The 23291-nt window shown below is 69.4% G+C and carries 20 protein-coding genes and 1 pseudogene; 12 read left to right on the top strand and 9 right to left on the bottom strand.

Features of this window, described 5'->3' with window-relative positions; all coding sequences use genetic code 11:
- Positions 1 to 106 precede the first annotated feature (106 nt).
- From N5D62_RS01755 to N5D62_RS01735, 5 genes are all read right to left on the bottom strand, one after another.
- The gene (locus N5D62_RS01755; protein WP_279755686.1) at positions 107 to 1273 is read right to left on the bottom strand and encodes a DUF3108 domain-containing protein; all 1167 of its coding nucleotides are present in this window, start codon (positions 1271 to 1273) and stop codon (positions 107 to 109) included.
- Positions 1258 to 3024 (bottom strand): PDZ domain-containing protein, encoded by a 1767-nt coding sequence (locus N5D62_RS01750; protein ID WP_279755685.1) that lies wholly within the window; start codon positions 3022 to 3024, stop codon positions 1258 to 1260. Before N5D62_RS01750 ends, N5D62_RS01755 begins: the two co-directional genes overlap by 16 nt.
- A 56-nt stretch (positions 3025 to 3080) precedes the next feature.
- Positions 3081 to 3545, bottom strand: coding sequence for a DUF3429 domain-containing protein (locus N5D62_RS01745; RefSeq protein ID WP_279755684.1), 465 nt, complete (start codon positions 3543 to 3545; stop codon positions 3081 to 3083).
- A 49-nt stretch (positions 3546 to 3594) separates the two neighbouring features.
- Positions 3595 to 4359, bottom strand: a complete 765-nt coding sequence (locus tag N5D62_RS01740) for a DsbC family protein (RefSeq protein WP_279755682.1) — start codon at positions 4357 to 4359, stop codon at positions 3595 to 3597.
- Between the two features lie 62 nt (positions 4360 to 4421).
- Positions 4422 to 5531 carry an FAD-dependent monooxygenase gene (locus N5D62_RS01735; protein ID WP_279755681.1) on the bottom strand — a complete coding sequence of 370 codons (1110 nt, stop codon included), beginning with the start codon at positions 5529 to 5531 and terminating at the stop codon, positions 4422 to 4424.
- A gap of 136 nt (positions 5532 to 5667) precedes the next feature.
- On the opposite strand from N5D62_RS01735, the gene ychF reads away from it, so the two are divergent.
- The 8 genes from ychF to N5D62_RS01695 all read left to right on the top strand — a co-directional run bounded on the left by ychF (position 5668) and on the right by N5D62_RS01695 (position 11229).
- A complete protein-coding gene (ychF, locus tag N5D62_RS01730) occupies positions 5668 to 6759 on the top strand; it encodes a redox-regulated ATPase YchF (RefSeq protein WP_279755680.1) in 1092 nt (363 codons plus the stop codon).
- Positions 6760 to 7055: 296 nt separating this feature from the next.
- Positions 7056 to 7202, top strand: a complete 147-nt coding sequence (locus tag N5D62_RS01725; protein WP_279755679.1) for a hypothetical protein — start codon at positions 7056 to 7058, stop codon at positions 7200 to 7202.
- Entirely contained in the window at positions 7202 to 7543 is a 342-nt protein-coding gene (locus N5D62_RS01720; RefSeq protein WP_279755678.1) for an HAD domain-containing protein, read from the top strand. Before N5D62_RS01725 ends, N5D62_RS01720 begins: the two co-directional genes overlap by 1 nt.
- Positions 7544 to 7621: 78 nt before the next feature.
- The gene (locus tag N5D62_RS01715) at positions 7622 to 8407 is read left to right on the top strand and encodes a DUF2971 domain-containing protein (RefSeq protein ID WP_279755677.1); all 786 of its coding nucleotides are present in this window, start codon (positions 7622 to 7624) and stop codon (positions 8405 to 8407) included.
- A gap of 174 nt (positions 8408 to 8581) precedes the next feature.
- Positions 8582 to 9193 (top strand): hypothetical protein, encoded by a 612-nt coding sequence (locus N5D62_RS01710; protein ID WP_279755676.1) that lies wholly within the window; start codon positions 8582 to 8584, stop codon positions 9191 to 9193.
- A gap of 597 nt (positions 9194 to 9790) precedes the next feature.
- Positions 9791 to 10135 carry a hypothetical protein gene (locus N5D62_RS01705; protein ID WP_279755674.1) on the top strand — a complete coding sequence of 115 codons (345 nt, stop codon included), beginning with the start codon at positions 9791 to 9793 and terminating at the stop codon, positions 10133 to 10135.
- 35 nt (positions 10136 to 10170) lie between these two features.
- The gene (locus N5D62_RS01700; RefSeq protein WP_279755673.1) at positions 10171 to 10866 is read left to right on the top strand and encodes a hypothetical protein; all 696 of its coding nucleotides are present in this window, start codon (positions 10171 to 10173) and stop codon (positions 10864 to 10866) included.
- Between the two features lie 138 nt (positions 10867 to 11004).
- Positions 11005 to 11229 carry a hypothetical protein gene (locus N5D62_RS01695; protein ID WP_279755672.1) on the top strand — a complete coding sequence of 75 codons (225 nt, stop codon included), beginning with the start codon at positions 11005 to 11007 and terminating at the stop codon, positions 11227 to 11229.
- Positions 11230 to 11435: 206 nt separating this feature from the next.
- Here the strand turns inward: N5D62_RS01695 and N5D62_RS01690 are convergent, their stop codons facing one another.
- The 4 genes and pseudogenes from N5D62_RS01690 to N5D62_RS01675 all read right to left on the bottom strand — a co-directional run bounded on the left by N5D62_RS01690 (position 11436) and on the right by N5D62_RS01675 (position 15926).
- On the bottom strand, positions 11436 to 12203 hold the full coding sequence (locus N5D62_RS01690) for a methyltransferase domain-containing protein (protein ID WP_279755671.1): 768 nt from the start codon (positions 12201 to 12203) through the stop codon (positions 11436 to 11438).
- Between the two features lie 163 nt (positions 12204 to 12366).
- On the bottom strand, positions 12367 to 13866 hold the full coding sequence (locus N5D62_RS01685) for a hypothetical protein (protein WP_279755670.1): 1500 nt from the start codon (positions 13864 to 13866) through the stop codon (positions 12367 to 12369).
- Between the two features lie 208 nt (positions 13867 to 14074).
- Positions 14075 to 14946: pseudogene (locus N5D62_RS01680) on the bottom strand (alpha/beta hydrolase).
- Positions 14947 to 15194: 248 nt separating this feature from the next.
- Entirely contained in the window at positions 15195 to 15926 is a 732-nt protein-coding gene (locus tag N5D62_RS01675) for a CerR family C-terminal domain-containing protein (RefSeq protein ID WP_279755668.1), read from the bottom strand.
- Positions 15927 to 16096: 170 nt separating this feature from the next.
- On the opposite strand from N5D62_RS01675, the gene N5D62_RS01670 reads away from it, so the two are divergent.
- The 4 genes from N5D62_RS01670 to N5D62_RS01655 all read left to right on the top strand — a co-directional run bounded on the left by N5D62_RS01670 (position 16097) and on the right by N5D62_RS01655 (position 23215).
- Positions 16097 to 17263: an HlyD family secretion protein gene (locus N5D62_RS01670; protein WP_279755667.1), complete on the top strand. Its 1167-nt coding sequence runs from the start codon at positions 16097 to 16099 to the stop codon at positions 17261 to 17263.
- The gene (locus tag N5D62_RS01665) at positions 17256 to 18869 is read left to right on the top strand and encodes an MDR family MFS transporter (RefSeq protein ID WP_279755665.1); all 1614 of its coding nucleotides are present in this window, start codon (positions 17256 to 17258) and stop codon (positions 18867 to 18869) included. The genes N5D62_RS01670 and N5D62_RS01665 overlap by 8 nt, the downstream gene beginning before the upstream one ends.
- A 150-nt stretch (positions 18870 to 19019) precedes the next feature.
- Positions 19020 to 20402: an efflux transporter outer membrane subunit gene (locus N5D62_RS01660; protein WP_279755927.1), complete on the top strand. Its 1383-nt coding sequence runs from the start codon at positions 19020 to 19022 to the stop codon at positions 20400 to 20402.
- A 92-nt stretch (positions 20403 to 20494) separates the two neighbouring features.
- Positions 20495 to 23215 carry an MASE1 domain-containing protein gene (locus tag N5D62_RS01655; protein WP_279755664.1) on the top strand — a complete coding sequence of 907 codons (2721 nt, stop codon included), beginning with the start codon at positions 20495 to 20497 and terminating at the stop codon, positions 23213 to 23215.
- Positions 23216 to 23291: the final 76 nt, after the last annotated feature.

Raw genomic sequence — 23291 nt, 5'->3', positions numbered from 1 at the left:
CGTTCAGGGCCTGGATCATGGGGGTCTCCTTCAAGGGTCTGGATTCTTGGCATCGCCGGGATCCGGATCCGCGACGGCGGGATCCCGGACCCCGGAATGGCGGCAACTATAGGGGGGCGGACGCGGGCGCCGATGACGGCGCGGGGGAAGCCCCTGAGGCCATCGCCGCCGGCGGCGCCGGTGCCATCGCCTGCTTCGGCGCCGCCTTGAGCACCAGGTCGATGTGGGTCCGCGGGTCCTGCGGCCGGTTCTGCCAGATCCGCACCCGCACCGGCAGGAACTGCAGCGACGGCGCCAGCCAGAACTCCGCCTGCATGTCGCCGCGGGTGTCGGTCATGTCGGAGTCCACGTGCCAGGCCGGGATCGGCCCGAGCGGCGTGGCGACGTCCTCGAGCGTGCGCACCTTGTAGCGCCACAGGTGCACGTTGCGCGGCAGCGCCAGCGTCTGCTGGATCAGCAGGTCGTCCTGGGCCGGCTGCCGCCCGGTGAGGAACAGCCAGGTCATCTGCACGAACTGGCTGGCCGCGTCCTGCGTGCCGTCGGGCACCGGCTCGCGCCGGCCGTTGGCCAGGCGCACGCCGCCCACGTCGAACATCAGCGTCGCATGCCGGTTGCCGCCGGCCAGGCCGCCGGTCACCTCGTCGAAGCGCCGCGGCACCAGGCCGGCCGGCGTGATCTCGCCGTCGCTGCTGAGGCGGCGCGACATCAGCGGCGCCAGCTTCGGTCCGATCCAGGCTTCCAGGTGGACCTGGTAGTGCGACCCGTCGCGCAGCCACTGCACGCGGGCATCGCCGTAGACGGGGCCGCGGTAGTCGCCGGTGAGCTTGTAGTCGAGCTCGGTGGACAGCGGCCATTCGATGCCCGGCATCCATTCGCCGACCGCGTCGGAGATCGCCAGCGCCGGCGGCATCGCGAGCGCCTGCGCCTCGGGCGGCGGCTCACTGGCGGCGGGGTCGCGCGGCAGCGGCGCGGGGCCGGCGCCGGCGGCGGGCAGCGACGGGACCACGTGCCGGGGCGTGCCGGGCGGTCCGTTCCGCTCGGCGGAGGTCGAGGGCGGCGGCGGCGCGGCCGGTTTCAGTTCGCGGATGAACGCGGCCTGCAGCCGGTCCGGCTCCGGCGTCTGCGGCATCCAGCGTTCATGCAGGTCGCGCGCGCCGCTGATCAGCCACAGGTGAACGACCAGCACCGCGGCCGTCAGCCCGGCCAGCGCGAAGGCGCCGCGGCGGCGGGCGCTGCCCGCCTCGCCGCGGCCGGCGTTCAGCCGCCCAGCCATGCGCGACGCAGGCTCTGCGCGCGCGCCGGCGCCTTGTCCAGCAGGCCCAGGCAGACCGGCCGCGCGGCGCTGTCCTGCGTCGGCAGCACCAGCGCCAGGCTCAGCATCCGCTGGTCGCGCGCCACCAGCAGCTCCAGCCGTTGCGGATCGACGTGGTTGAGCGTCAGCGGCAGGTCCTCGAGCCGGCGCACGCGCCAGCCGTTGCAGGCGACCAGCTCGTCGCCCGCGCTCAGCCCGGCCGCCAGGCCGGCGCCTTCCAGCAGCACGTTCTTGATGGTGACCACGCCGTCGGTTTCCGTCACGCGCAGTCCCAGCCGCTGCGCCAGCGTCGGCTTGTCATGGGCCCAGCGCACGCCGAGCTTCTCCAGCAGTTGCGGCAGCGGCAGGTCGTCGGTGCCGTGCACCCAGCCCGACAGCAACTGCGCGACGGCTTCGCCGCCGAGGTCGGCGAGCTTGGCCAGGATGCGGGCCTCGCTGACCGGACCGCCGCCGGTGTCCTTCCACAGGCCGCGCATCAGGTCGTCGAGCGAGGCCGCCCGGTCGCCCTTCTCCGCGCCGCGCAGCGACAGGTCCAGCGCCAGCGCCACCATCGCGCCCTTGGCGTAGTAGCTGACGACGGCGTTGGGCGTGTTCTCGTCCTGGCGGTAGTACTTGGTCCAGGCCTCGAAGCTGGAGCGCGCCACGCTGTGGTGCTTGCGGCCCGGCGCGCCCAGCACCTGGGTGAAGGTCTGCGCGATCAGCTTGAGGTAGCGCGCCTCGTCGATCAGGCCGCTGCGCACCAGGAACAGGTCGTCGTAGTAGGAGGTGAAGCCTTCGAAGAACCACAGCAGCTCGGTGTAGTTCTCCTGCTCGTAGTCGTAGCGCTCGAACACGTCCGGCCGCAGCCGCTTGACGTTCCAGGTGTGGAAGTACTCGTGGCTGATCAGCCCCAGCAGCTTGACGTAGCCGTCCGAGACCTCGGCCTGGCCCAGGCGCGGCAGGTCGCGCCGCGACGCGATCAGCGCGGTGCTGGCGCGGTGCTCGAGGCCGCCGTAGCCGTCGTCGGTGCAGTTGAGCAGGAAGACGTAGCGCGACATCGGCGGCTTGCCCTTGCCGCAGTGCCAGAAATGGATCTGCGCCTCGCAGATCTTCTGCGCGTCGCGCAGCAGCCGCTCGCCGTCGAAGACCGGCAGCGCGCCGGACACGACGAACTCATGCGGCACGCCGCCGGCGACGAACTCGCCGCGCCAGAACGGGCCGAGCTCGAAGGGATGGTCGGCCAGTTCGTCGTAGCCGTCGGCCTCGAACTGGTCCGCCGCGTCCTCGACCGGCGCCATCGCGGTGGCGACGTCCCAGCCCTCGGGCAGGCCGCTGAGCTCCACGCGATGCGGCAGCTCGTCCTTGCCGTGCGCGCGCAGGCACAGGCTGGTGGCGTTGAAGAAGCCGCGCTGCGTGTCCAGGAAAGCCGCGCGCACCGAGGTGTCGAAGGCGTACACCGCGTAGCTGACGACCAGCGCGCCGCGGCCGGCGCAGTCGAATTCCCAGCGGTTCTTCGCGGTCTGCTCGACGAGCACCTCGCGCGTGCCCTGGCGCGCGGTGACCGGGCCGAGGTGGCGGGAGAACTCGCGCACCAGGTAGCTGCCGGGAATCCAGACCGGCAGGCTCAGCGCCTGGCGGGGCTCGGGGGCCGGCACGGTCAGCGTCACCTCGAAGCGGTGCGCGCGCGGATCGGCGACGGCGATGCGGTAGTGGATCGTGGGGCGAGCGGTCATGAGGGACAGCCTACAAGCCTTTGCCCGGCCGCGGGATGCGGCTGGGCGGTTCTCGTTCAGGTGCCTTGGGCGGCGATGAAGCAGCTCAGCGCGGCCACCGCGCTGAGCCGGAAACGCAGCGTCAGCCACGCCGAGGCGCCCAGCGCCGGGTAGGCGCGGCGGTCCACGACGTAGCAGACGATCAGCAGGACGCCCTCGATCACCAGCCCCGCGTAGGCGGGCATGGTCGAGGCGATCCAGGCCAGCAGCGCCGGCACCACGCCCCAGATGAAGGGCGCGGGCGACGGCACCGTCTGGCGGAAGCCCAGGCCCCAGTGGATCGCGCCCAGGAACGAGATCACCACGGCCGCGTAGCGCGACAGGCCGTCGGTGACGTAGGGGTGCGCGTCCTCGCGGACCAGCCAGACCAGCGCCGCGCCCAGCACGAACGGGATCAGGCCCGCGTAGCCGAGCCGCACGGCGACCGGGTTGACGGAGGCCGCGCCGGTCAGGGCGGCGGAGGAGGCGGTGCGGTCGTTCATCTGGGGTGGGCGCGGGGCCGTGGCGGTCGTGGGCCGATCCCGGCGGGGATCAGGATTTCTTCTGCGTCTTGTCGGGGTTCTGGATGGCCTGCAGGCGCTGCTCGAGCTGCTGCGCGCTGAGGGCGCCCGGGGCGCGGGTGCCGTCCTCGAACAGGATCGCCGGCGTGCCGTTGACGCGGATCTTCTGGCTCAGCGCCACGTTGCGGTCGATGGCGCCGGAGTCGCACTTGGCGTCGGCGGTGGGCAGGCCGGCGCCGTCGACCATCCAGTTGCGCCAGGCGGTGGCGTTGTCCTTGGCGCACCAGGCGTTGCGCGACTTGTCCGGCGAGTCGCCGCCCAGGATCGGGATCAGGAAGGTGTAGACGGTGATGTTGTCGACCTCCTGCAGCGACTTCTCGAAGCGCTTGCAGTAGCCGCAGTTCGGGTCCGCGAACACGGCGATGCGGCGCTTGCCGTCGCCCTTCTTCCACACGATCGCGTCCTTGAGCGGCAGCGACGCGAAGTCGATCGCGGTGATCTTGTTGATGCGTTCCTGGGTGACGTTGCGGCGGTTCTTCAGGTCGATGATCTCGCCGTCGACCAGGTACTGGCCGGTCGCGTCGGTGTAGCGGATCTCGTTGCCGATGCGCACTTCCCACAGGCCCGGGATCGGGGCCGGGCGGACCTCGTCGATCTTGAGCTCCTTGGGCATCGCGGCCGACAGGTTCTTGCGGATCGTGTCCTCGTTGGCGTTGGCCGAGCAGCCGATCAGGCCCAGCGAGGCCATCGCCACGGCCAGGGCCAGGGTCTTGCGGGAGAAGGAGGAGAACGTCATGGTCATGCTTTCGAAATCGTCGGGGCGGTGGAGAAGTCCGGTCAGTGGACGGACACCGCGATTCATTGGCCGAGCGCGCGGGCGGTGAGCCATTTCTTGATCGGGCCGGCGCGCTCGACCAGGCGCAGGCCCTCGTTGCGCAGCCGGGCGATCACCGGCGCCTGGCTGGCGAAGCCGCGCAGCAGGCCGTCGGTGAGCTCGCCCATCGCCCAGGTCGGGGCCACGCGGGCGCGCGCGTAGCGGCGCAGCAGCTTCTCGTCGCCGAGGCCGCGCCAGGATTCGCGCCGCGCGATCACGTCGACGAGCGCCTCGACATCGGCCAGGCCCAGGTTCAGGCCCTGGCCGGCCAGCGGATGGACCAGGTGGGCGGCGTCGCCGAGCAGCACCCAGCCGGGCCCGCTCAGCGCGTCGGCGCGGCACAGCTGCAACGGCCAGGACTGGCGCTCGCCGGCCAGCTTCAGCGTGCCGGCGGCGCCGCCGGTGGCCTCGAGCAGCGCGGATTCGAATTCGGCGGGGCCGGCGGCCAGCAGGCGGCGTGCCTCGTCGCGCGGCAGCGACCAGACCAGGCCGTAGCCGTGGCCCGGTTCCGGGCGGTCGAAGGGCAGCAGCGCCAGCACGTCCGGCGAGCGGAACCATTGCCAGGCCTGGCCCTGGTGCGGCTTGCTGGCGATCAGCCGGGTGGCGACGCCGAGGTGGCCGTAGTCGTGGCGCTCGTAATGGACGCCGAATTCCTGCGCGGCGGCGGTGTCGCGGCCCTCGCACAGCGCCTGCAGCGCCGCGGGGACCGGCTCGGTCACGCGCTGGACGTGCGGGGCGAAACGCAGCGCGGCGTCGAGCTGCTCCTCGAGCGCGGCGGCGTCGACGATGTGGGCGAGCTCGCCGGCGCCCTGCTGCCAGGCGCTGAAGTGGAGCTCGGCGCCGGCGCGGTCGCCGTGGATGCGCATGTCGTGCACGGGGGTGCGGGCGTCCTCGGCCAGGCCGTCCCAGACGCGCAGCCGGGTCAGCAGCGCGACCGAGGCCGCGTTGAGCGCGTAGGCGCGCACGTCGGCGGCGGCGGCCGGGGCGGACGGACGGCTCAGCAGGGCCACGCGCAGGCCGCGGGCGCCGAGCGCCAGCGCCAGGCTGCGGCCCACGCAGCCGCTGCCGCGCACCAGGACGTCGTACTTTTCCATGGGCGGCGATTGTAGGCAGGGGGGACGACGACGCTTCCTGGAAGGAATTGCGGGTTGACTAAAATGCCGCCTTCCTGGTCCGAGCGCGTCGCCGCCGGCCCACACCAGACTCCAGCATTTCCCTCGAAAGCGAACCATGAGCCTCAAATGCGGCATCGTGGGCCTGCCCAATGTCGGCAAGTCCACCCTCTTCAACGCGCTGACCAAGGCCGGCATCGCCGCCGAGAACTACCCGTTCTGCACGATCGAGCCGAACGTGGGCATCGTGGAACTGCCCGATCCGCGCCTGGCGCAGCTGGCGGAGATCGTCAAGCCGGAGCGCATCGTGCCGGCGATCGTGGAATTCGTGGACATCGCGGGCCTGGTGGCCGGCGCGTCCAAGGGCGAGGGCCTGGGCAACCAGTTCCTGTCGCACATCCGCGAGACCGACGCGATCGTGAACGTGGTGCGCTGCTTCGAAGACCCGAACGTGATCCACGTGAACGGCAAGGTCGATCCGATCGCCGACATCGAGGTCATCCAGACCGAGCTGTGCCTGGCCGACCTGGGCACGGTGGAGAAGAGCCTGCACCGCTACAACAAGGTGGCGCGGGCGGGCGACAAGGAAGCGGCGGCGCTGGTGAAGGTGCTGGAGAAGTGCCAGGCGGCGCTGGACCAGGCCAAGCCGGTGCGCACGATCGATTTCAGCAAGGAGGAGCTGGTCATCCTCAAGCCGCTGTGCCTGATCACGGCCAAGCCGGCGATGTTCGTGGGCAACGTGGCGGAAGACGGTTTCGAGAACAACCCGTTCCTGGACCGCCTGAAGGAATACGCGGCGGCGCAGAACGGCCCGGTGGTGGCGATCTGCGCCAAGACCGAGGCGGAGCTGTCGGAGATGGAGGACGAGGACCGCGCGATGTTCCTGGCCGAGATGGGCCAGGACGAGCCGGGCCTGAACCGGCTGATCCGCGCGGGCTTCAAGCTGCTGGGCCTGCAGACCTACTTCACGGCCGGCGTGAAGGAAGTGCGGGCGTGGACGATCCACATCGGCGACACGGCGCCGCAGGCGGCCGGCGTGATCCACACCGACTTCGAGCGCGGCTTCATCCGCGCGCAGACGATCGCCTTCGACGACTTCATCCAGTTCAAGGGCGAGCAGGCGGCGAAGGACGCCGGGAAGATGCGCGCGGAAGGCAAGGAGTACGTCGTCAAGGACGGCGACGTGCTGAACTTCCTGTTCAACGTCTGAGGCCCGCGGCGCCCCGGCCGGGGCGCCGCCGCCAGCCGGCGATCGCGCGACGGGAGTGCCCGTCCGGCGCGATGCCCCGTCCGATCAGCCGGCCGGCTTCTTGAAGCGCAGCACGAAGCGGTCGGTCTTGCCGCGGATGGCCGGATCGAACACCTTCAGGCTGCGTGCCGTCCCGCACGCAGTGCTCACTGCCGTCATCGATCACCACGGCTGTCTGACGCGAGAGCTGAAAGCCGAGCGCGAAAAGGCCGCGGTTTGAGCAGAGCGCGGCTGTGGCGCGCGAGCGTGAGCGCGTCTTGCAGGTCGAAGTGGATGTGCTGGACCAGTTCCTGCGGGAGCACACGCCGAAGCGCGAGGCGGAACCGATTCTCGGAGCCCCGCTCGCGTCGGTGGCCATCGACACCATCCCGACGTTGCGCGACTTGCTCGATGGGCCGCAGTGATGCGCGTCCCCTTCCTCGACATCGACGGCGTCCTCAACAGCTCGAAGACCGCCGTCGCCTTCGGCGGCTATCCGCTGGAGCTGACGCACATCGGCGCCTTCGACCGGGTCGCGATTCGGCTGCTGCATCGGTTCTGCGATTCCGCCAGGGTGCAGGTCGTGCTGTCCAGCGCCTGGCGGCTTCACCACCCGTTCGCCGACGTCGGCAAGGCCCTGGGACTTCCGATCATCGATGCGACGCCGTGGCTGTGCGGGCAGCCGCGCGGCTTCGAGATCGCGTCTGGCTGCTGCTGCACCCTGACGTCAAGCAGCACGCGATCGTCGACGACGACACCGGCATGACAGACGAGCAGTTGCCGCGGTTCGTCTGTCGGAATCCAGTCAGCAATTCCGTTCTGTATAGATGCGGGCCCTATCGCGATGGTGCCCCGCGTCCACTTCAACAAAGCGACGGAGGCGACATTGGAAGACTTTAAGGTTCAGGCTCCTTCAGACGATACGGTGTTATGGCGTTACATGGACTTGTCCAAACTCCTCAGCCTGCTTGAGGACAAGAAGCTGGTCTTCCCTCGCGCGGACATTCTCGAAGACCTATACGAAGGGCATTGGTCGGACGAGTCCCTGCGGCAGCTGAAGGCTCTCGAAGATGAAGGTGGTACAGCCCAGGCAATTGCGAAGCAACCGTTCGTCGAGCGTGAACGGATGTTCGTCAGCTGCTGGCATGAGAATCCATCAGAGTCGGCGGCGATGTGGCGCATCTTCCTGAAGAGCAACGATGGCGTTGCAATTAGGACCACGGTGTCTAGCCTGAAAGAGCAGTTGCGGCGAACATACTTGCACGTGGAGTTCGGTCGCGTTCGATACATTGATTATTCTGAGGATTTCATTTCTCACTTGCGGACGTTCTATCCGTATTTCCATAAGCGGAAGGATTTTGAGCATGAGAAAGAAGTTCGGGCCGTTGTTTGGAATATGCCTAGTGGCACGCACCAAATTCGCGTTGAGCCTGGATCAAAGGTCTTTTCGATTGATGTCAATCCAGTGGAATTGATTCATTCAATCGTCATTGCGCCAAAGGCCGATTCTTGGTTTAAGCAGTTGGTTGAGAAGGTGGTAAAGAACCGATATGGGCTGAACTGCGAAATCACCAGTTCCAAGGTGGACACTGCCCCAGTCAGACTACGGGATGATCCTCCCGCGCACTGATTCGCGACGACCGGCCGGCGTGCAGCTGCCCTCGCTGGTGCTGCCGTCGGCCGCATTAACTTCTCGTCGACATCGATGCGCAAGTTGTGCTTGTACAGATCGCACGAACACAGTGACTGCTGAACGCACCCGGTGACCTCCGCGATACTCCCGCGACAACAACAGGAGGATGGGATGCAGGAGTTCGGGCCGGCTTGGGACTGGCTGCCGAAGACGCTAGTGGACTGGGCGCAGGTGCTCAGCGCGATCGGGACCTGTGGCGCAGTAATCGTCTCGCTCTGGATCGCGCTGCGGCGGAGCAAGCCGGAACTCAGGATCAGAACCAGCGTCGTCGTGCTGCTGAATGGCCCGGCGCTCCGCATCGGCCCAGATCCCGAGTTCCTGAACATCTCCCTTGTGAACGCCGGCACGCTGCCGGTCACTGTCACCGCCATCGGATGGCAGGTTCGACGTCGCCTTTGGCGCGGGTATGAAAATGGCTATGCCCATCAAATGTTTGGGGAGCAACGCTTCCCCCCGAATCCGAGGCTGCCGCTGAGCCTCACCCATGCTCAGGGTTCCGACATTTACCTGGAACTCGACGGGAAGAACGACTGGCGCGCTGCCCTGGTACACCCTGGGTTCTTCAGGGATCGATTCAAGTCGCGGCGATCGCTCCGCAGGCTGCGCATTGCCGTCGGCACCTCCGTTGGGATCACGTGCAGGGCAAAGCCGGATCAGCAGGTGTTGGACCTCATCTGGGCTGAACTGCAGAAGCCGGTACAGCAGGAGCCGGATGCGACGTAGGTCGTGCCAAGGATGACAGATTGACGCCTCCACCCGTCGAAGGCGCCATGCGTTACATCCCGCTCTACGACCCGGCCCGCGCCAGCTTCCGGCTGACGCAGACGGCCTCGCCGTCCTGCTGCTGAACCCACCGGCGGCCCCGCGCTGAACCACCGCTTCGGTGGCAATCAGCGTCGCCGGGCGCGCGAGGAGCAGGCTCGGCTGAGCGCTCAACTGCACAAGGTCAGCGACACGCTGGCCTACATCGCGAAGACCGCGATCGAGCGCGAGCAACGCGTGCACGCTCTGATGTGCGAGATCGAGGTGGCCAAGGCGATGCTGTCGCGGCAATCCGCGCTTGTGCGGCCCGGGGCCATGAAGGTCGGCGGGGAGCAGCGCTCACGAATTGAGGTCGATCCCTTCTTCGACGAATCTCCATCGCTCGAGCGATTCGATGCGGCCCCATGCCGATGGATGCGGTCAGCCACGAGCGCATCTTGCTGACTCAACCACTTCTCGGCCTGGCTGCAGGGGACCGGCTACAGTTTCGCAAAGCACTTCCTGGCCGCGTACAAGCGGATCGGCAAGAGCCCGGACACCCACCAGTCCATCGAGGAGATGCTGCAGGAGCTGATGCCGGGCCAGCGCTTCGAAGTCGTGCCGCGGGTGACCAACCTCGACAACGGCATCCAGGCCACGCGCGCCGGCTTCGCGAGCAGTTGGTTCAGCGAGGAGGTCTGCGGCAAGGGAATCTCGCGCCTCAGCAACTACCGCAAGAAGTGGGACCAGCGGAATGGGCGCTTTACCTCCGAGCCAGTGCACAACGACGACAGCCACGGCTCCGATGCCTACCGGCAGTTCGGCCAGCTGCTGGAGGCCGGCGAGCGCTTTGCGCTGTCGATCGCGCCAGCGGGTGGGAAGTCCTCAGGCAAGCGGCGGGGGACGTCGCCGATGGCGGTGTAGCCTCCGTCTCGGCATCGTTGCCGAGGGAGGGAAAATTGAGCAAATTCCGAACAGCGTTGGGAGTAGCCCTGTCTATTGCCTGGATTGTTGTCGCCTACTTCATATACGACGGCTCTGGTCGGCCAGAGAAGGGGAATGAATGGGGCGACTATTTTGCCGGCATGTGCTCACCGTTGGCGTTTCTATGGCTCGTCCTTGGTTATTGGCAGCAGGGGGACGAACTAAAGCACAGCACTGAGGCGCTCCGACTCCAAGCAGAGGAGCTAAAGGCGTCGGTGGAGCAACAAAGCCAATTGGTGAAGATTGAACGCGACCTTTTTGCGCATGAGCTTGAAAAGTCCCAGGCGCGAGAGCGTGAAGCGATATTTGCCGATACGCCTCGTCCCACGATCGAGAGTATTGGAATGACCACAGGCGGATCACGTCCACCGATATTTCATGTGAATATGAGGAACTTTGGCGGTGCAATGGGGGCCATCAGTATTGTTCCCGAGGCAAATGAGACTTGGAAAGGTAGGGATTTTTCCGTCTGGGATAAAAAAGATCCGTTGCAACTTGATGTTCATATGCCAGGGGTATCACTTCACATCTACATGAAGGCGTCAACCAATATGGGCAGAGATGTGTTCTTCGGAGCTGAAGTGTTTCTCGACGCCGCCAAGCGGACCGGTTGGCGCGGGTGGAAAGAAATCAGTGCGGATGACTTTCTCCGGGGGATTGCGCCGCGCTGACTGCCATTGCGTGCCAAGGATGACACCCTCCCGTCCGAGGTCGCGCCGCACGTCCAAGCCGTTCGGATCGGGAGGAATAGGGTGCCGATCGGCGCGCCGCCGGCGCAGCCTCACCCATCCACTCGAGGAGAGGCTGCCATGCTGACCAAACGATCCACCTTCCTGCGACCGCTGCTGGCGATCGCGCTGGCCGCTGCCGCAATGGCGCCGCTGGCCGGCCACAAGGCGGCCACGATCCTGGCCATCGCGATCGCCGTCGCCGGTGTCGCCGCGGTGATCGCCAACGGCAAGCACGTCCAGCGCAACGGCGGCGGCACGACCGGCGAGTCGCGCGACCCGCCGACCAAGTCCGCACCGCGATAGAGCGCCATTCGCCACCAGCAGCACGACCCAGCGCAGGGCTTTTCTTGCCCGGCCGCCGCAGGCCTCCCGTGCCAAGGATGGCAGATTCCCCGCTAACTTTCCGGGGTAGCCATGGCTCTTGAACTCGACCTGCGCAAGGCGCATTCCTCTCGCGCCCACGGCGACATCGTGGCGGTGCTGACCTGAGTGAACGATGCCCCGTCCGCTCACCCGGCCGGCTTCTTGAAGCGCAGCACGAAGCGGTCGGTCTTGCCGCGGATGGCCGGATCGAACACCTTCAGGCTGCGATCGTCCGAGGGATTGGCGAGCACCTGGAGCTCGCCGTCAAAGACGAAGCCGGCCTTCTCCACCTCGGCCTTCACGGCCTCGGGATCGATGCGGTGCAAGTCCTCGGTGTGCTTCAGGCCCGAGCCCGGCGCCGCCGCATGGTCCCCGACGAGGTAGTAGCCACCCGGCTTCAGCAGGCGGAAGACGCTGCGGTTGAAGGCGCCGACGTCGGCGCCGTTCATGAAGCTGTCGTGGAAGTCGTGATAGTTCTCGAAGGTCCAGACGACATCGACGGACTTGTCGCCCGCCCGGGACAGCAGCTGCACCAGCGGCATCGAACTCTGCTCGACATTGCCGTGGCCGGGTTCCGAGGCGATCGCGCGGGCCGTCGCGACCGGGTCCGACTTGAAGCCGGCGAATTCGGCCGGCACGAAGGCGTGGACCTTGCCCTTGGGCCCGACCACCGTGGAGAACAGGCGGGTCCAGTAGCCGCCGCCGGGCACCACGTCCACGACGGTGTCGCCGGATTTCAGCTTCGCGAAAGCGACCAGATCGGCGGGGCGCCGCGAGGCATCCTGGGCCACGTCCTTGGCCGGTCGCGCGCCGTCGGCGACCGCCGCGGCGATCCCGGGTGCCGGCGCTTGCGCCATGGCGATGGTCGACAGCTGCGCGGCAGCCATCAAGGCGAGAAGAAGTCGGCGTGTCATGTCTTCGTCCTTGCGCGGGGATCGTGACGGCGGCCTCGCCTGGCGCGCGGCGGGGGCTCCAGCCAGGGCCGGGCGACCATGGCGGCGCCGACTATATGACCGGCCGCGACAAGGGCTCGTCAAGGGGCCATGCCCAGGCGCGACCTCGACGCGGCGCCCGCCCTCAATGCAGCTGCTGCAGTTCGGCGACCAGCTGCGCCTTCGTCTCGCCCTCCAACTCCGCGCGCTTCATCCGGAGCTTCTCGAGCATGAAGCTGTTGGTCAGCTCGAAGCTGTTCAGCAGCGTGCCCCAGTTCATCACATAGAGCTTCATGCGGGGGCTGTCCTCGATGAGGCCGTGCTCGCCTCGCGCGAGGTTGCCTTGCAGCCGGCTGCGGATCCGCTGGTCCTTGCGGGAGATGCGATGGCCCACGAGGAGCAGCTCGAAGTGCACGACTTCGGACTCGAAGATCGACATCGACTTGATGACGTCCGCGTACTCCTCCAGCTGCCGCAGGTGCTTCCTGTTGAGCGCGATCGACGGGCGCTTGATCTCGATCACGATGAACTTGAAGATCTGCCGCCCCATCGAATCGAAGGTCGGCAGCTTGCGTGCGAGGAACAGGTCCGCCTGGCGCCGCGCGCCCGGCAGGTCGTCGGCAGAGTCGACGTCCTCCATGTCAACGCCGGTGCGCCCCAACACATCGTCTCGCACGCGCTTTGCGATCTCGCTGAACGTGTCGTCCTCGGCGCCGATCGTTTCGTACTGCGGCCCGAACAGCCAGGTGTTGTTCTCGATGATCCGCTGCAGGTCCGGCGTCTCGAGCACGTCGCGATGGTGCTTGTCCATCAGGTGCCTGAGCTGCTGCACCGCCGTCGCGCGGCGCTGCAGGACCTCGATGGCGGCCACGATGTGCTCCATCGACGACAGCCGCAACTGCTCGGCCAAGCGCTGGACCGTCGGCCCATCCATGTCGAGCACCCCGTTCAGGACCTCGAGCAAGGCGCCGTTCTCGTTCGAGACCGCCAGCCGGTCGAGCAACCGGATGATGATCTTGGCCTGATGCTCGGTGCCCCCGTCGAACACGCGCGGCTCGGCCATGTAGATCTGCCGCACCATCTCCCGCGTGTGCTGCAGGCGCCAGGCGCGCTCGGCGTGGTCCAGCGACTCGTAGGCCGGGAAGAAGCCGTCAGTTTCGAAGTGACGGACCGCCACCTCCGCCTTCTGGTGAATGAACCCGGCGTGGATCGACTCTCCGAGCAGGTGCAGTTGCCGCAGCAGTTCCGTCCACGTGGGCGACGCCGGCGTCCGGGCCTCCGGGTTGGACGGAGCGCACGTCGCCGAGAAGTCCTCCGCCCAGGTCGAGGACACGAAGGTCCACGTGTGGAAGTGCCACCGGCTGCGGATCGGGCTCGGCGCGCTGAAGACCGCCATGCGAAGCGGATTCAGCAGGTGCAGCTGCGCCTCCTCGCCGGCAGGACGGCTCTCCCATCGAATGATCTGGATCTCGAAGCGATGTCCCTCGATCTCGAGCGTGCGCTCGATCATTTCGTGCGCCGCGTTCGCGCGAACGCTGCTCGTTGCCACGCCGAACAGAGGCGCCCAGACCTCCATGTCCCCGGCCTGCTTCTTCGGGCCCGCCCCGCCAGCTCCGGCGAGTTGGGCGATATCACTGGTCCCCATTGCATCGACTCCTTCAACAACCACGACAGGCGGCCATTAAAGGGGCGCGGCGACGGCTCGAAATCAAAACTGCCCGGGAACGGGGCATCTCCGCGTCTCGATCGCGTTCGTTCTTGAGCGATCCTGAAAAGTGCCATGGCCGCGGGTTTTCAGGCGCAAAACAAAACGCCCGCCAAGGCGGGCGTTCCGTTCGCGGCGCGACCGGCGATCACTTCGCCAGGAACTCGCTCACCGCCTTCACCGTGACGGCGGGCGCTTCCTCCATCAACCAGTGCCCCGCGTTCGGCACCACCAGTTCGGTGACGTTCGTCGCCGCGTTGCGCATCACGATCGCCTCGTTGGCGCCGAACGACTTCTCGCCGCCGATCGCCAGGACCGGCATCGTCAGCTTCGTCGTGTAGCCCGCGAAGTTGTCCTGCGCGTCCTGGCGGATCGACTGGACTGCGCGAACGCCGCCTTCATCGCACCCGGCCGCGCGTACAGCGCCGCGTAGTGCCGCCGCGTCGCCTCGTCCACCTTCGACGGATCTCCGGCGAAGTCGTTCCAGAAGCGGTCCAGGTAGATGCGCTCGCGGCCCTGCACCAGCCGCAGCGCATCGTTGCCGCCGAAGTCGAAGTGCCACAGCGCCGGCAGGCGCACGATCTGATCCCACGGCGGAATGCCCGGCACCGGCGCGTCCATCACCACCAGCCGCGTCGTCTTGTCGGGGTAACGCGCCGCATACGCATACGCCACCATCGTCCCGATGTCGTGCCCGACCACGTCGGCCTTGTCGATGCCCAGTTGCTCCAGCACCGCGCGGATGTCGCCGGCCTGGGTGCGCTTGTCGTAGCCGCCCTCGGGCTTGGACGACAGCCCCATCCCGCGCAGGTCCGGCACCACCACGCGATGCGTCTTGGCCAGCTCAACGGCCAGCGGCGTCCACATGTCGCCGGTGTCGCCGAAGCCATGCAGCAGCACCACCGCCGGCCCGTTGCCGCCGACCCGCACATGCATCGTCACCTCGCCCGCCGGAATGTCGCGCAGCGAGAAGCCCGCGGGATACGGCTCCGGCGCCGCCATCGCCGGGACGGGCGCCATCAGGGGCGCGAGGACGGACGCCGCCAGCAGGCCGGCACCCAGGACGCGCCTGAATCGCTTGAGCATGGGGATCTCCAACGCAGCGGAGCCGGGGGCCGGAAGGGCGCCGCGTCGGTGTCTGCGGTGGCGCAGTGTCGGCGCCAAGGAGCGTTTCCGGTAGCCGCCGTCCCCGGGATCTGGCGCCGCCATCGGCGGGCGGCCGCTCCGTCGGCGAATCCAAGCGGACCCAGGCGGACCCAGGCGGCCGCTCAGCGGCCGCCGGCCGCCCCCTGCGCCTGCGCGCGCCACTGGTCCATCAGCACCCGGCTGTGCTCGCGCGAGGCGCGCTTGATCGTCGCGACCTCCTCCGGCCCGAACTGCTCCCAGCCCAGCTTGGTCAGCATCGTCCGCCGCCCCAGCGAGAACACCATCACCTGCCCGCACAGCATCATCACGCGCATCGCCAGCAGCGGGTCCGACACCGGCATCCCGCAGTAGCGCGACACCACCCGCGCCGACAGCTCGCCCATCTGCGGCCGCAGCGACTTGTCGAAGATCTCGAACAGCACCCCCGGCGCATGCCCGATCTGCTCGTGCGCGATGAACAGCCGGCGGTACTCCGCGTCGTCGGGCAGCAGCTGGAAATCGGTCAGCGCGTCCAGCATCCCGCCGAAGGCCTCGAAGAGCTGGTCCGGCGTCGCCGCCGGGTCGTCCAGCACCGCCTTCGTCTTCTCCACCACCGGCCCGAAATGCGCGCCCGAGCTGTCCGCGATGTACTGCGCGCAGGCCCGGTACACGCCTTCCTTGTTGTCGAAGTAGTACTGCAGCGCCGGCGCATTCACCCCCGCCGCCTTGGCGATCTCCCGCGTCGACGCGCCTTCGAAACCGCGCTCGCTGAACAGCCGCAACGCCACTTCGATGATGCGGCGGCGCGTTTCCTCGCCGCGCGCGTAGGCGGCATCGGCACGGTGGCGGGGAGCTCGGACGGGACGGTCGGTCATGGCGGGACATCGGGGGCCCGGCGCGCCGCCGTCAAGATCACGTCAAGACCTCGTCGGAAGCGCGCACGTTGCGGGCGGAAGTCAAAAATATAGCACTTGACATAAATATTCCAAGTGGAAAAAGATATCGACCGGAATAATTCTCCGAGCCGGTCCAGCCGGCCACGCCCATGTCTTCCCAGACCTCCGCCGGCCCGAACGGGCCTTCCGCCGCGCCGGCCACCCCGGCGCCCTCCCCGTCCCAGCCGCCGGCCAAGCGCCGCCCGGTCCTGCTGGCGATCGCCGCCGCCGCCGTCATCGCCGCCGGCGCCTACGGCGCGCACTGGTGGACCGTCGGCCGATTCATCGAGACCACCGACGACGCCTACCTGAAGGCCGACAGCGTCACCGCCGCGCCCAAGGTCGGCGGCTACGTGACGCAGGTCTTCGTCGTCGCCAACCAGGCGGTCAAGCGCGGCGACCCGCTGGTGAAGCTGGACGCGCGCCAGTACCAGGCCGCCGCCGACCAGTCCCAGGCGACGATCGACGGCCGCAAGGCCGACATCCACCGCTACGAGGCCGACATCCTCCAGCAGCAGGCCCAACTGGCGCAGACCCGCGCGCAGGCCGACGCCTCGCGGCTGGCGCTGGCCCATGCGCAGGACGAGGTGACCCGCCACACGCCGCTGGCCGTCAGCGGCGCCACCAGCGCGGAGCGCCTGGCCGAGCTGCGCAACAACCGCGACCAGGCCGCCGCCAGCCTCGCCGCCGCCGAGGCCGCGGTGAAGGCGGCCGACGGCCGGCTGAAGTCCAGCCAGGCGCAGGTCGCGCAGTCCAAGGCGCAGGTCGAGGCGGCCGAGGCCGCGCTGCGCCAGAACCACCTCGATGTCGACGACACCGTGGTGCGCGCCGCCATCGACGGCCGCGTCGGCGACACCACCGTGCGCGTCGGCCAGTTCGCGCAACCCGGCACGCGGCTGATGACCATCGTCCCGACGCAGGACATCTACCTGGTCGCGAACTTCAAGGAGACGCAGATCGGCCGCATGCGCGCCGGCCAGCCGGTGACGCTGCATGTCGACGCGTTGCCGGACGCCGACGTGCGCGGCACCGTCGAGAGCTTCTCGCCCGGCACCGGCGCGCAGTTCGCGCTGCTGCCGTCGGAGAACGCCACCGGCAACTTCACCAAGATCGTCCAGCGGGTGCCGGTGCGGATCCGCGTGCAGGCCGATCCGGCGCTGCGCGAGCGGCTGCTGCCGGGGCTTTCCGTGACCACCGAGGTCGACACCCGCGGCGACGGCGGCCCGGCCCGCGACGCCGCGCCGCGATCGGCCGACGCCGGAGCCCGCCATGGCTGAGGCCGCGTCGACGGCGCCGGCGCGGGGCGCGGCCGGCGGCGCCGCGCACGCGGAGCCCAACGCCCATGCCAGCGACTGGATCGCGGTCGCGGCGGGCGCGCTCGGCGCGCTGATGGCGACGCTGGACATCTCGATCACCAACTCGGCGCTGCCGCAGATCCAGGGCGCCATCGGCGCCACCGGCACCGAGGGCACCTGGATCTCCACCGGCTACCTGATGTCGGAGATCGTCATGATCCCGCTCGCCGCCTGGCTCACGCGCGTCTTCGGGCTGCGCAACTTCCTGGTCGGCAACGCGGCGCTGTTCACGCTGTTCTCGGTGCTGTGCGGCCTCTCGGGCAACCTCGCGACGCTGATCCTGGCGCGCATCGGCCAGGGCTTCACCGGCGGCGCGATGATTCCCACCGCCCAGACCATCATCCGCACGCGGCTGCCGCGTCACCAACTGCCGGTGGGCATGACGCTGTTCGGGCTGATCGTGCTGCTCGGGCCGCTGCTGGGACCGGTGCTCGGCGGCTGGCTGACCGAGAACGCCAGCTGGCACTGGTGCTTCTTCATCAACGTGCCGGTGTGCGCCGCGCTGCTGACGCTGCTGCTGCTCGGGCTGCCCGCGCAGCGCATGCACCTCGAGGAGTTCCTGCGGGCCGACTGGCTCGGCATCGTCGGCCTGGCGGTCGGGCTGTCGACGCTGACGGTGGTCCTCGAGGAAGGCCAGCGCGAGCGCTGGTTCGAGTCCCCGCTGATCGTCACGCTGAGCCTGGTCTCGGCCGCGGGCATGCTGATGATCGCGCTGTCGCAGCGCGTCGCGGCCCGGCCCATCCTGCGGCTCAAGCTGATGCGCAACTGGCACTACAGCAGCGTCATCGTCATCGTCTTCACCGTCGGCGCGGGGCTGTACTGCATCTCCTACCTGGTGCCGCAGTTCCTGTCGCTGGTCGCGGGCTACAACGCGCAGCAGTCGGGCGCGATCATGCTGCTGGCCGGCGTCCCGGCCTTCCTGATGATGCCCATCCTGCCGCGGCTGATCTCGCGCGTGGACCTGCGCGTGATGGTGATCCTCGGGCTGATGGCCTTCGCGGCGAGCTGCCTGCTCGACATCAGCCTCACCGCGCAGAGCGTGGGCCACGACTTCATCGGCTCGCAGCTGCTGCGCGGCGTCGGGCAGATGCTGTGCATGATGCCGCTCAACCAGGCCTCGATGGCCACCGTCACCCGCGAGGAATCGGGCGACGCCGCCGGCATCTACAACATGGCGCGCAACCTCGGCGGCTCGGTCGGGCTGGCCGTCATCGGCACCTTCATCGACCGGCGCAACAGCCTGCACGTCGACCGCCTGGGCGAATCGCTCAACGCCAACTCGACGCTGCTGCAGGAACGCCTGGCCGCCAGCGCGGCCAGCCACTTCGCGCAGGTCGGCGACTTCGCCCATGCGCAGCTCCAGGCGATCAAGGAACTCTCGCTGCAGATCCACGTGCAGGCCAGCGTGATGACCTTCTCCGAAACCTTCTACGCGCTCGCCGGCGCGCTGCTGCTGTGCATCCCGCTGGCGCTGACGCTCAAGACGCCGCGGCCCGGCAAGCCGGTCGCGTCCAACGACGCCCATTGAGGCGCATCGAGTCTCCCCATGACCTCTTTTCCTTCTCCGTCCCCTTCCACCGCGCCATCCCCCTTCCCTTCCCCGCGCGGCTTCGGCCCGGCGAGGTCCGCCGCCCTCGCCGCGCTGACCACGCTGTCGGCCGTCGCCGCGGCGGCCGCGATGCTGCTGCTGGCCGGCTGCACGACGGTCGGTCCCGACTACGCGGGCGCTCCCGCCATCGCGGCCGACGCGCTCCAGCAGGCGCGATTCGCGCGCGACGACGCGCGGGACAAGCCGGCCTCGCCGGTCGCCGCGCATTGGTGGCGCGCGCTCAACGATCCCGCGCTGGACGCGCTGGTCGACGAGGCGCTCGGCCAGAGTCCCACGCTGCAGGCCGCCGAGGCGCGCCTGCGCGCGGCCCGCGCCACCTTCCAGCAACAGGAGGCCAGCGGCCGGCCCAAGGGCTCGGCCTCGGCGCTGGCCGCCGGCGTCTGGCAGGGTCCGGGCACCGACCACGACACCTCGCTGCATCTCTACAGCGTCGGCTTCGACGCGACCTGGGAGGTCGACCTGTTCGGCGGCACGCGCCGCGCGGTCGAGTCCGCCTCCGCGCAAGCCGAAGCGGTGCGGGCCGACCTCGCCGACGCGCAGGTGTCGCTGACGGCGGAAGTCGCCTCCACCTACGTCGGCCTGCGCGCGCAACAGCGGCGCCAGGCCCTGCTGCGCGACACCGCCGACGGCGACGCGCAGGCGCTGGCGCTGGTCCGCCAGCGGCTCGACCAGGGCGTGGCCACGGCCGACGACGTCGAGCAACGCACCCAGCAGCGCGAGGCGACGCACGCGGCGCTGGCCGACGTGGCGGCGCAGATCGCGGCCTCGCTGGACCGCTTGGCGCTGCTGACCGGGCAGGCGCCGGGCGCGCTCGACGCGCGGCTCGCGGCGGCCACGCCGTCGCTGCCGAGCGCGCCGGCCGAGGTCGCCATCGGCGATCCGGCTTCGCTGCTGCAGCGCCGGCCCGACATCCGCGCGGCGGAGCGGCGGCTGGCCAGCCACACCGCGCAGATCGGCCAGGAGACGGCGAAGTACTTCCCCAAGCTCAGCCTGCTGGGCAATGTCGGCGTGGCGGCGACCTCGCCGGGCCAGCTGTTCCGCACGGACAACCTGGCGTTGGCGGCGGTGCCGTACCTGAGCTGGAATTTCCTGGACTTCGGCCGCACCGCGGCGCTGGTGAAGCAGGCCGAGGCCGGCCGTGACGAAGCCGTCGCGAACTACAAGGCGGCAGTGCTGACGGCGCTGCAGGATGCCAACACCTCGCTGGCGCGTTTCGGCCGCCAGCGCCAGGCGCTGCAGCATCTGCTCGCGCAGCAGGGCTCGGCGCAGCGCGCCCTGGACCTGACGCGTCAACGCCGCCAGGCGGGCGTGACGACCGAGGTCGACCTGCTCGATGCGCGGCGCCATGACATCGACGCCCGGTTGAAGTCGCTGGATGGCGAGGCCGACCTGCTGAAGGACTTCGTCGCGCTGCAGAAGAGCCTGGGCCTGGGCTGGGACCTGCCGGCTTGAGCACGCCCCATCGTTGGATCCAAAGGACAAGTCCAACTTTCCCTGAGCAACTTGCGATATCGCCCCCCGGGTGGCGAAGGTAGGCTGCATGGATGACCGATGCGTCCTCTCCTGCCCTGCCTGGTGCTTCCCTGTTCCGGCTGCTGCTGGTGAACCTGGCGCTCGCGGTGGCCTACGCGGTGCTGGGCGCGCTGGCGCTGAAGCTGATCCTGCCTCCCGACTTCGTTTCCCCGATCTTCCCGGCCGCCGGTCTCGCGGTCGCGGCGGTCTTGCGCTGGGGCCCGCGGGTGCTGCCGGGCATCCTGGCCGGCGGCGCCGCGGTGAGCCTGACGATGGGCCTGGCGCGCGAGCACCTGGACCCGTTGCAGCCCTTGCTGGTGGCCATCGGCGGCGCGCTGCAGGCGTGGCTGGGCGCCTGGCTGGCCGAACGCTGGACGGGCAAGCACCCGCCGCTGTGCGAGCCGGCGGAGCTGGTCCGCTTCCTGCTGGCCACGGTGGTCGTCGCCTGCCTGGTGGCGCCCAGCGTCGGGGTCGCGGCGCTGTGGCTGACGGGCGCGATCGGGCCGTCGCAGGTGGTGTCGCACTGGGTGGCCTGGTGGGTGGGCGACGCGATCGGCGTGCTGATCGGCGCGCCGGTGTCGCTGGCGCTGTTCGGCCTGCCGCGGGCGCACTGGTCGCGGCGGCGGTTGAGCGTCGCCCTGCCCTTGCTGGTCGCCTGCGCGCTGCTGTTCCTGGCGACCTTGCACGTCGCCCGCAACGAGGAAGGCCGCCGCCGCCACGCCTTCGACCTGGAGGCAGCCAACGCGCTGAACACGCTGGCGGATTCGCTGGCGATGCCGCTGACCGCGCTCGAGGCCAACCACAGCCTGCTGCTGGTCGCGCCGGGCATCGACCGGGCCGATTTCGAGCGCGCCCATGCCGAGCGCGCCCGGGCGGGCGGCGCGGTCTACGCGGTGGGGTGGGCGCCGTTCGTGCCTCCGGGAAACGTGGCCGCGTTCGAGCGCGCCGCGCGGGCCGACGGCTACGACACCTACCGCGTCTACGAGCGCCGCCGCCCCGGCGACCTGACGCTGGACCCCGCGGCCGACCTGCTGCCGATCCGCCTGATCGCGCCCTACGCCCGCAACCGGCCGGCGATGGGCGCCAACATCCGCAGCATCCCGCAGGCCCGCGTCGCGCAGGACCGGGCGGTCGACACCGGCCAGCCCTCCGCGAGCGAGAGCTTCCCGCTGTCGCAGGACGTCGGCGTGACGCTGATGGGCGTGGTCGTCTACCGCGCGCTCTATGAAGGCGGCACCTCCGACCCCCGCGACGCCGCCGGCCGCGTCCGCCGCCCGCTGGGCCTGGCCTTCGCGACGCTGCGCCCGGAACAGCTGCTGCACGACGCGCTGCCGACGCGCGGCGGGCTCGACTACTGCCTGCTCGACACCACCGCCGGCACCCGCCGGCCGCTGCTGGCCGGCGACGAGCGCTGCCTGCGCCTGCCCGAGGCGCTGCCCAGCCGCTCGCGCGACCTGGACTTCGCCGGCCGCGCCTGGCGGCTGGTCGTCTACAGCCCGTCGGGGCTGCCGGCGCTGGAGGGCGGCGGCGCGCTGCCCTTCGCGCTGGCGGGGTTGGTCGGCACCGCGCTGCTGGGGCTGCTGCTGCTGTCGGTCACCGGCGACACCGCCCGGGTCGCGCGGCGCGTCGACGAGGCCACCGCGCGGCTGCGCGCCAGCGAGGAGCGCTTCCGGACCATCGTCGAGCATGCGCCGATCGGTGTCGTCTCCTGCGACATCCAGGCCCGGCCGCAGGAGATCAACCCGTATTTCCGCCAGCTGCTGGGCATGAGCGAGGAGCAGCTGAAGTCGCGCTCGATCATGGCCATCACCCATCCCGAGGACCGGGCCGAGGACAGCCGGCTCGGCATGGCGCTGATCCGCGGCGAACTCGACCGCTACAGCCGCATCAAGCGCTACATCGGCGGCCAGGGGCAGGTGATCACGGTGCGTTCCACCGTCAGCCTGCTGCGCGACGCCGAGGGCCGGCCGTACCGGCTGCTGGGCGTCGTCGAGGACATCGGCGAGCAGTTGCGCCTGGCCGAGCTGGAGCGGGTCCACGAGGCCGAGCTGGCCGCCAACCGGGCCAAGAACGAGTTCCTCTCCCGGATGAGCCACGAGCTGCGCACGCCGCTGAACGCGATGCTCGGCTTCGCGCAGCTGCTGGAGGCGGACCGCGACCCGGACCTGAGCCCTCGCCAGCGCGGCTGGCTGGCGCAGATCCAGCAGTCGGGCTGGCACCTGCTCCAGATGATCGACGACACGCTGGACCTCTCGCGGCTGGACGCCGACCAGCTCCGCGTCCAGATCGACGACCAGGACCTGGAGCCGATCGCCGCCGACAGCCTGGCGATGGTCGAGAGCCAGCGCCGGCGCCGCGGCGTGTCGATCGACGTCGAGCTGGCGCCGGACGCCTGCGAGCTGCGCGCCGACGCCACCCGGCTCAAGCAGGTGCTGACCAACCTGCTGAGCAACGCCGTCAAGTACAACCGGGAAGGCGGCCGCGTCCAGCTGCGGGCGCGGCGGATCGGCGCGGTGGTCGAGATCAGCGTCGCCGACACCGGCCCGGGCCTGACCGAGGCCCAGATGGCCCAGCTGTTCCAGCCGTTCAACCGGCTCGGACGGGAGGTCGGCGGCATCGAGGGGACCGGCATCGGGCTGGTCATCACCCAGCGCCTGCTGGGGCTGATGGGCAGCCGGCTGCAGGTGTCCAGCCTCCCCGGCGAGGGCGCGACCTTCAGCTTCGAACTGCCCGTTTCTTCGGCAAATCAATGACTTAAGTCGGTCCTAAGACGGGCCGTCCACACTTGATTCATCTGGAGCCCCTCCAGGGTTGACGTGGTTTTCCGGG

The sequence above is a fragment of the Mitsuaria sp. GD03876 genome (assembly GCF_029840635.1).
GTDB lineage: Bacteria > Pseudomonadota > Gammaproteobacteria > Burkholderiales > Burkholderiaceae_C > Roseateles.
This window is presented reverse-complemented; position numbering and strand designations above follow the sequence as displayed.

Bases quoted from the DNA above. Each gene is read 5' to 3' on its own strand.
- N5D62_RS01685 (WP_279755670.1), bottom strand. From the start codon at position 13,866: ATGGGGACCAGTGATATCGCCCAACTCGCCGGAGCTGGCGGGGCGGGC.
- N5D62_RS01750 (WP_279755685.1), bottom strand. From the start codon at position 3,024: ATGACCGCTCGCCCCACGATCCACTACCGCATCGCCGTCGCCGATCCG.
- N5D62_RS01735 (WP_279755681.1), bottom strand. From the start codon at position 5,531: ATGGAAAAGTACGACGTCCTGGTGCGCGGCAGCGGCTGCGTGGGCCGC.
- ychF (WP_279755680.1), top strand. From the start codon at position 5,668: ATGAGCCTCAAATGCGGCATCGTGGGCCTGCCCAATGTCGGCAAGTCC.
- N5D62_RS01710 (WP_279755676.1), top strand. From the start codon at position 8,582: ATGCAGGAGTTCGGGCCGGCTTGGGACTGGCTGCCGAAGACGCTAGTG.
- N5D62_RS01675 (WP_279755668.1), bottom strand. From the start codon at position 15,926: ATGACCGACCGTCCCGTCCGAGCTCCCCGCCACCGTGCCGATGCCGCC.
- N5D62_RS01690 (WP_279755671.1), bottom strand. From the start codon at position 12,203: ATGACACGCCGACTTCTTCTCGCCTTGATGGCTGCCGCGCAGCTGTCG.
- N5D62_RS01745 (WP_279755684.1), bottom strand. From the start codon at position 3,545: ATGAACGACCGCACCGCCTCCTCCGCCGCCCTGACCGGCGCGGCCTCC.
- N5D62_RS01715 (WP_279755677.1), top strand. From the start codon at position 7,622: ATGGTGCCCCGCGTCCACTTCAACAAAGCGACGGAGGCGACATTGGAA.
- N5D62_RS01705 (WP_279755674.1), top strand. From the start codon at position 9,791: ATGCTGCAGGAGCTGATGCCGGGCCAGCGCTTCGAAGTCGTGCCGCGG.
- N5D62_RS01660 (WP_279755927.1), top strand. From the start codon at position 19,020: ATGCTGCTGCTGGCCGGCTGCACGACGGTCGGTCCCGACTACGCGGGC.
- N5D62_RS01655 (WP_279755664.1), top strand. From the start codon at position 20,495: ATGACCGATGCGTCCTCTCCTGCCCTGCCTGGTGCTTCCCTGTTCCGG.
- N5D62_RS01720 (WP_279755678.1), top strand. From the start codon at position 7,202: ATGCGCGTCCCCTTCCTCGACATCGACGGCGTCCTCAACAGCTCGAAG.
- N5D62_RS01665 (WP_279755665.1), top strand. From the start codon at position 17,256: ATGGCTGAGGCCGCGTCGACGGCGCCGGCGCGGGGCGCGGCCGGCGGC.
- N5D62_RS01755 (WP_279755686.1), bottom strand. From the start codon at position 1,273: ATGGCTGGGCGGCTGAACGCCGGCCGCGGCGAGGCGGGCAGCGCCCGC.
- N5D62_RS01670 (WP_279755667.1), top strand. From the start codon at position 16,097: ATGTCTTCCCAGACCTCCGCCGGCCCGAACGGGCCTTCCGCCGCGCCG.
- N5D62_RS01740 (WP_279755682.1), bottom strand. From the start codon at position 4,359: ATGACGTTCTCCTCCTTCTCCCGCAAGACCCTGGCCCTGGCCGTGGCG.
- N5D62_RS01695 (WP_279755672.1), top strand. From the start codon at position 11,005: ATGCTGACCAAACGATCCACCTTCCTGCGACCGCTGCTGGCGATCGCG.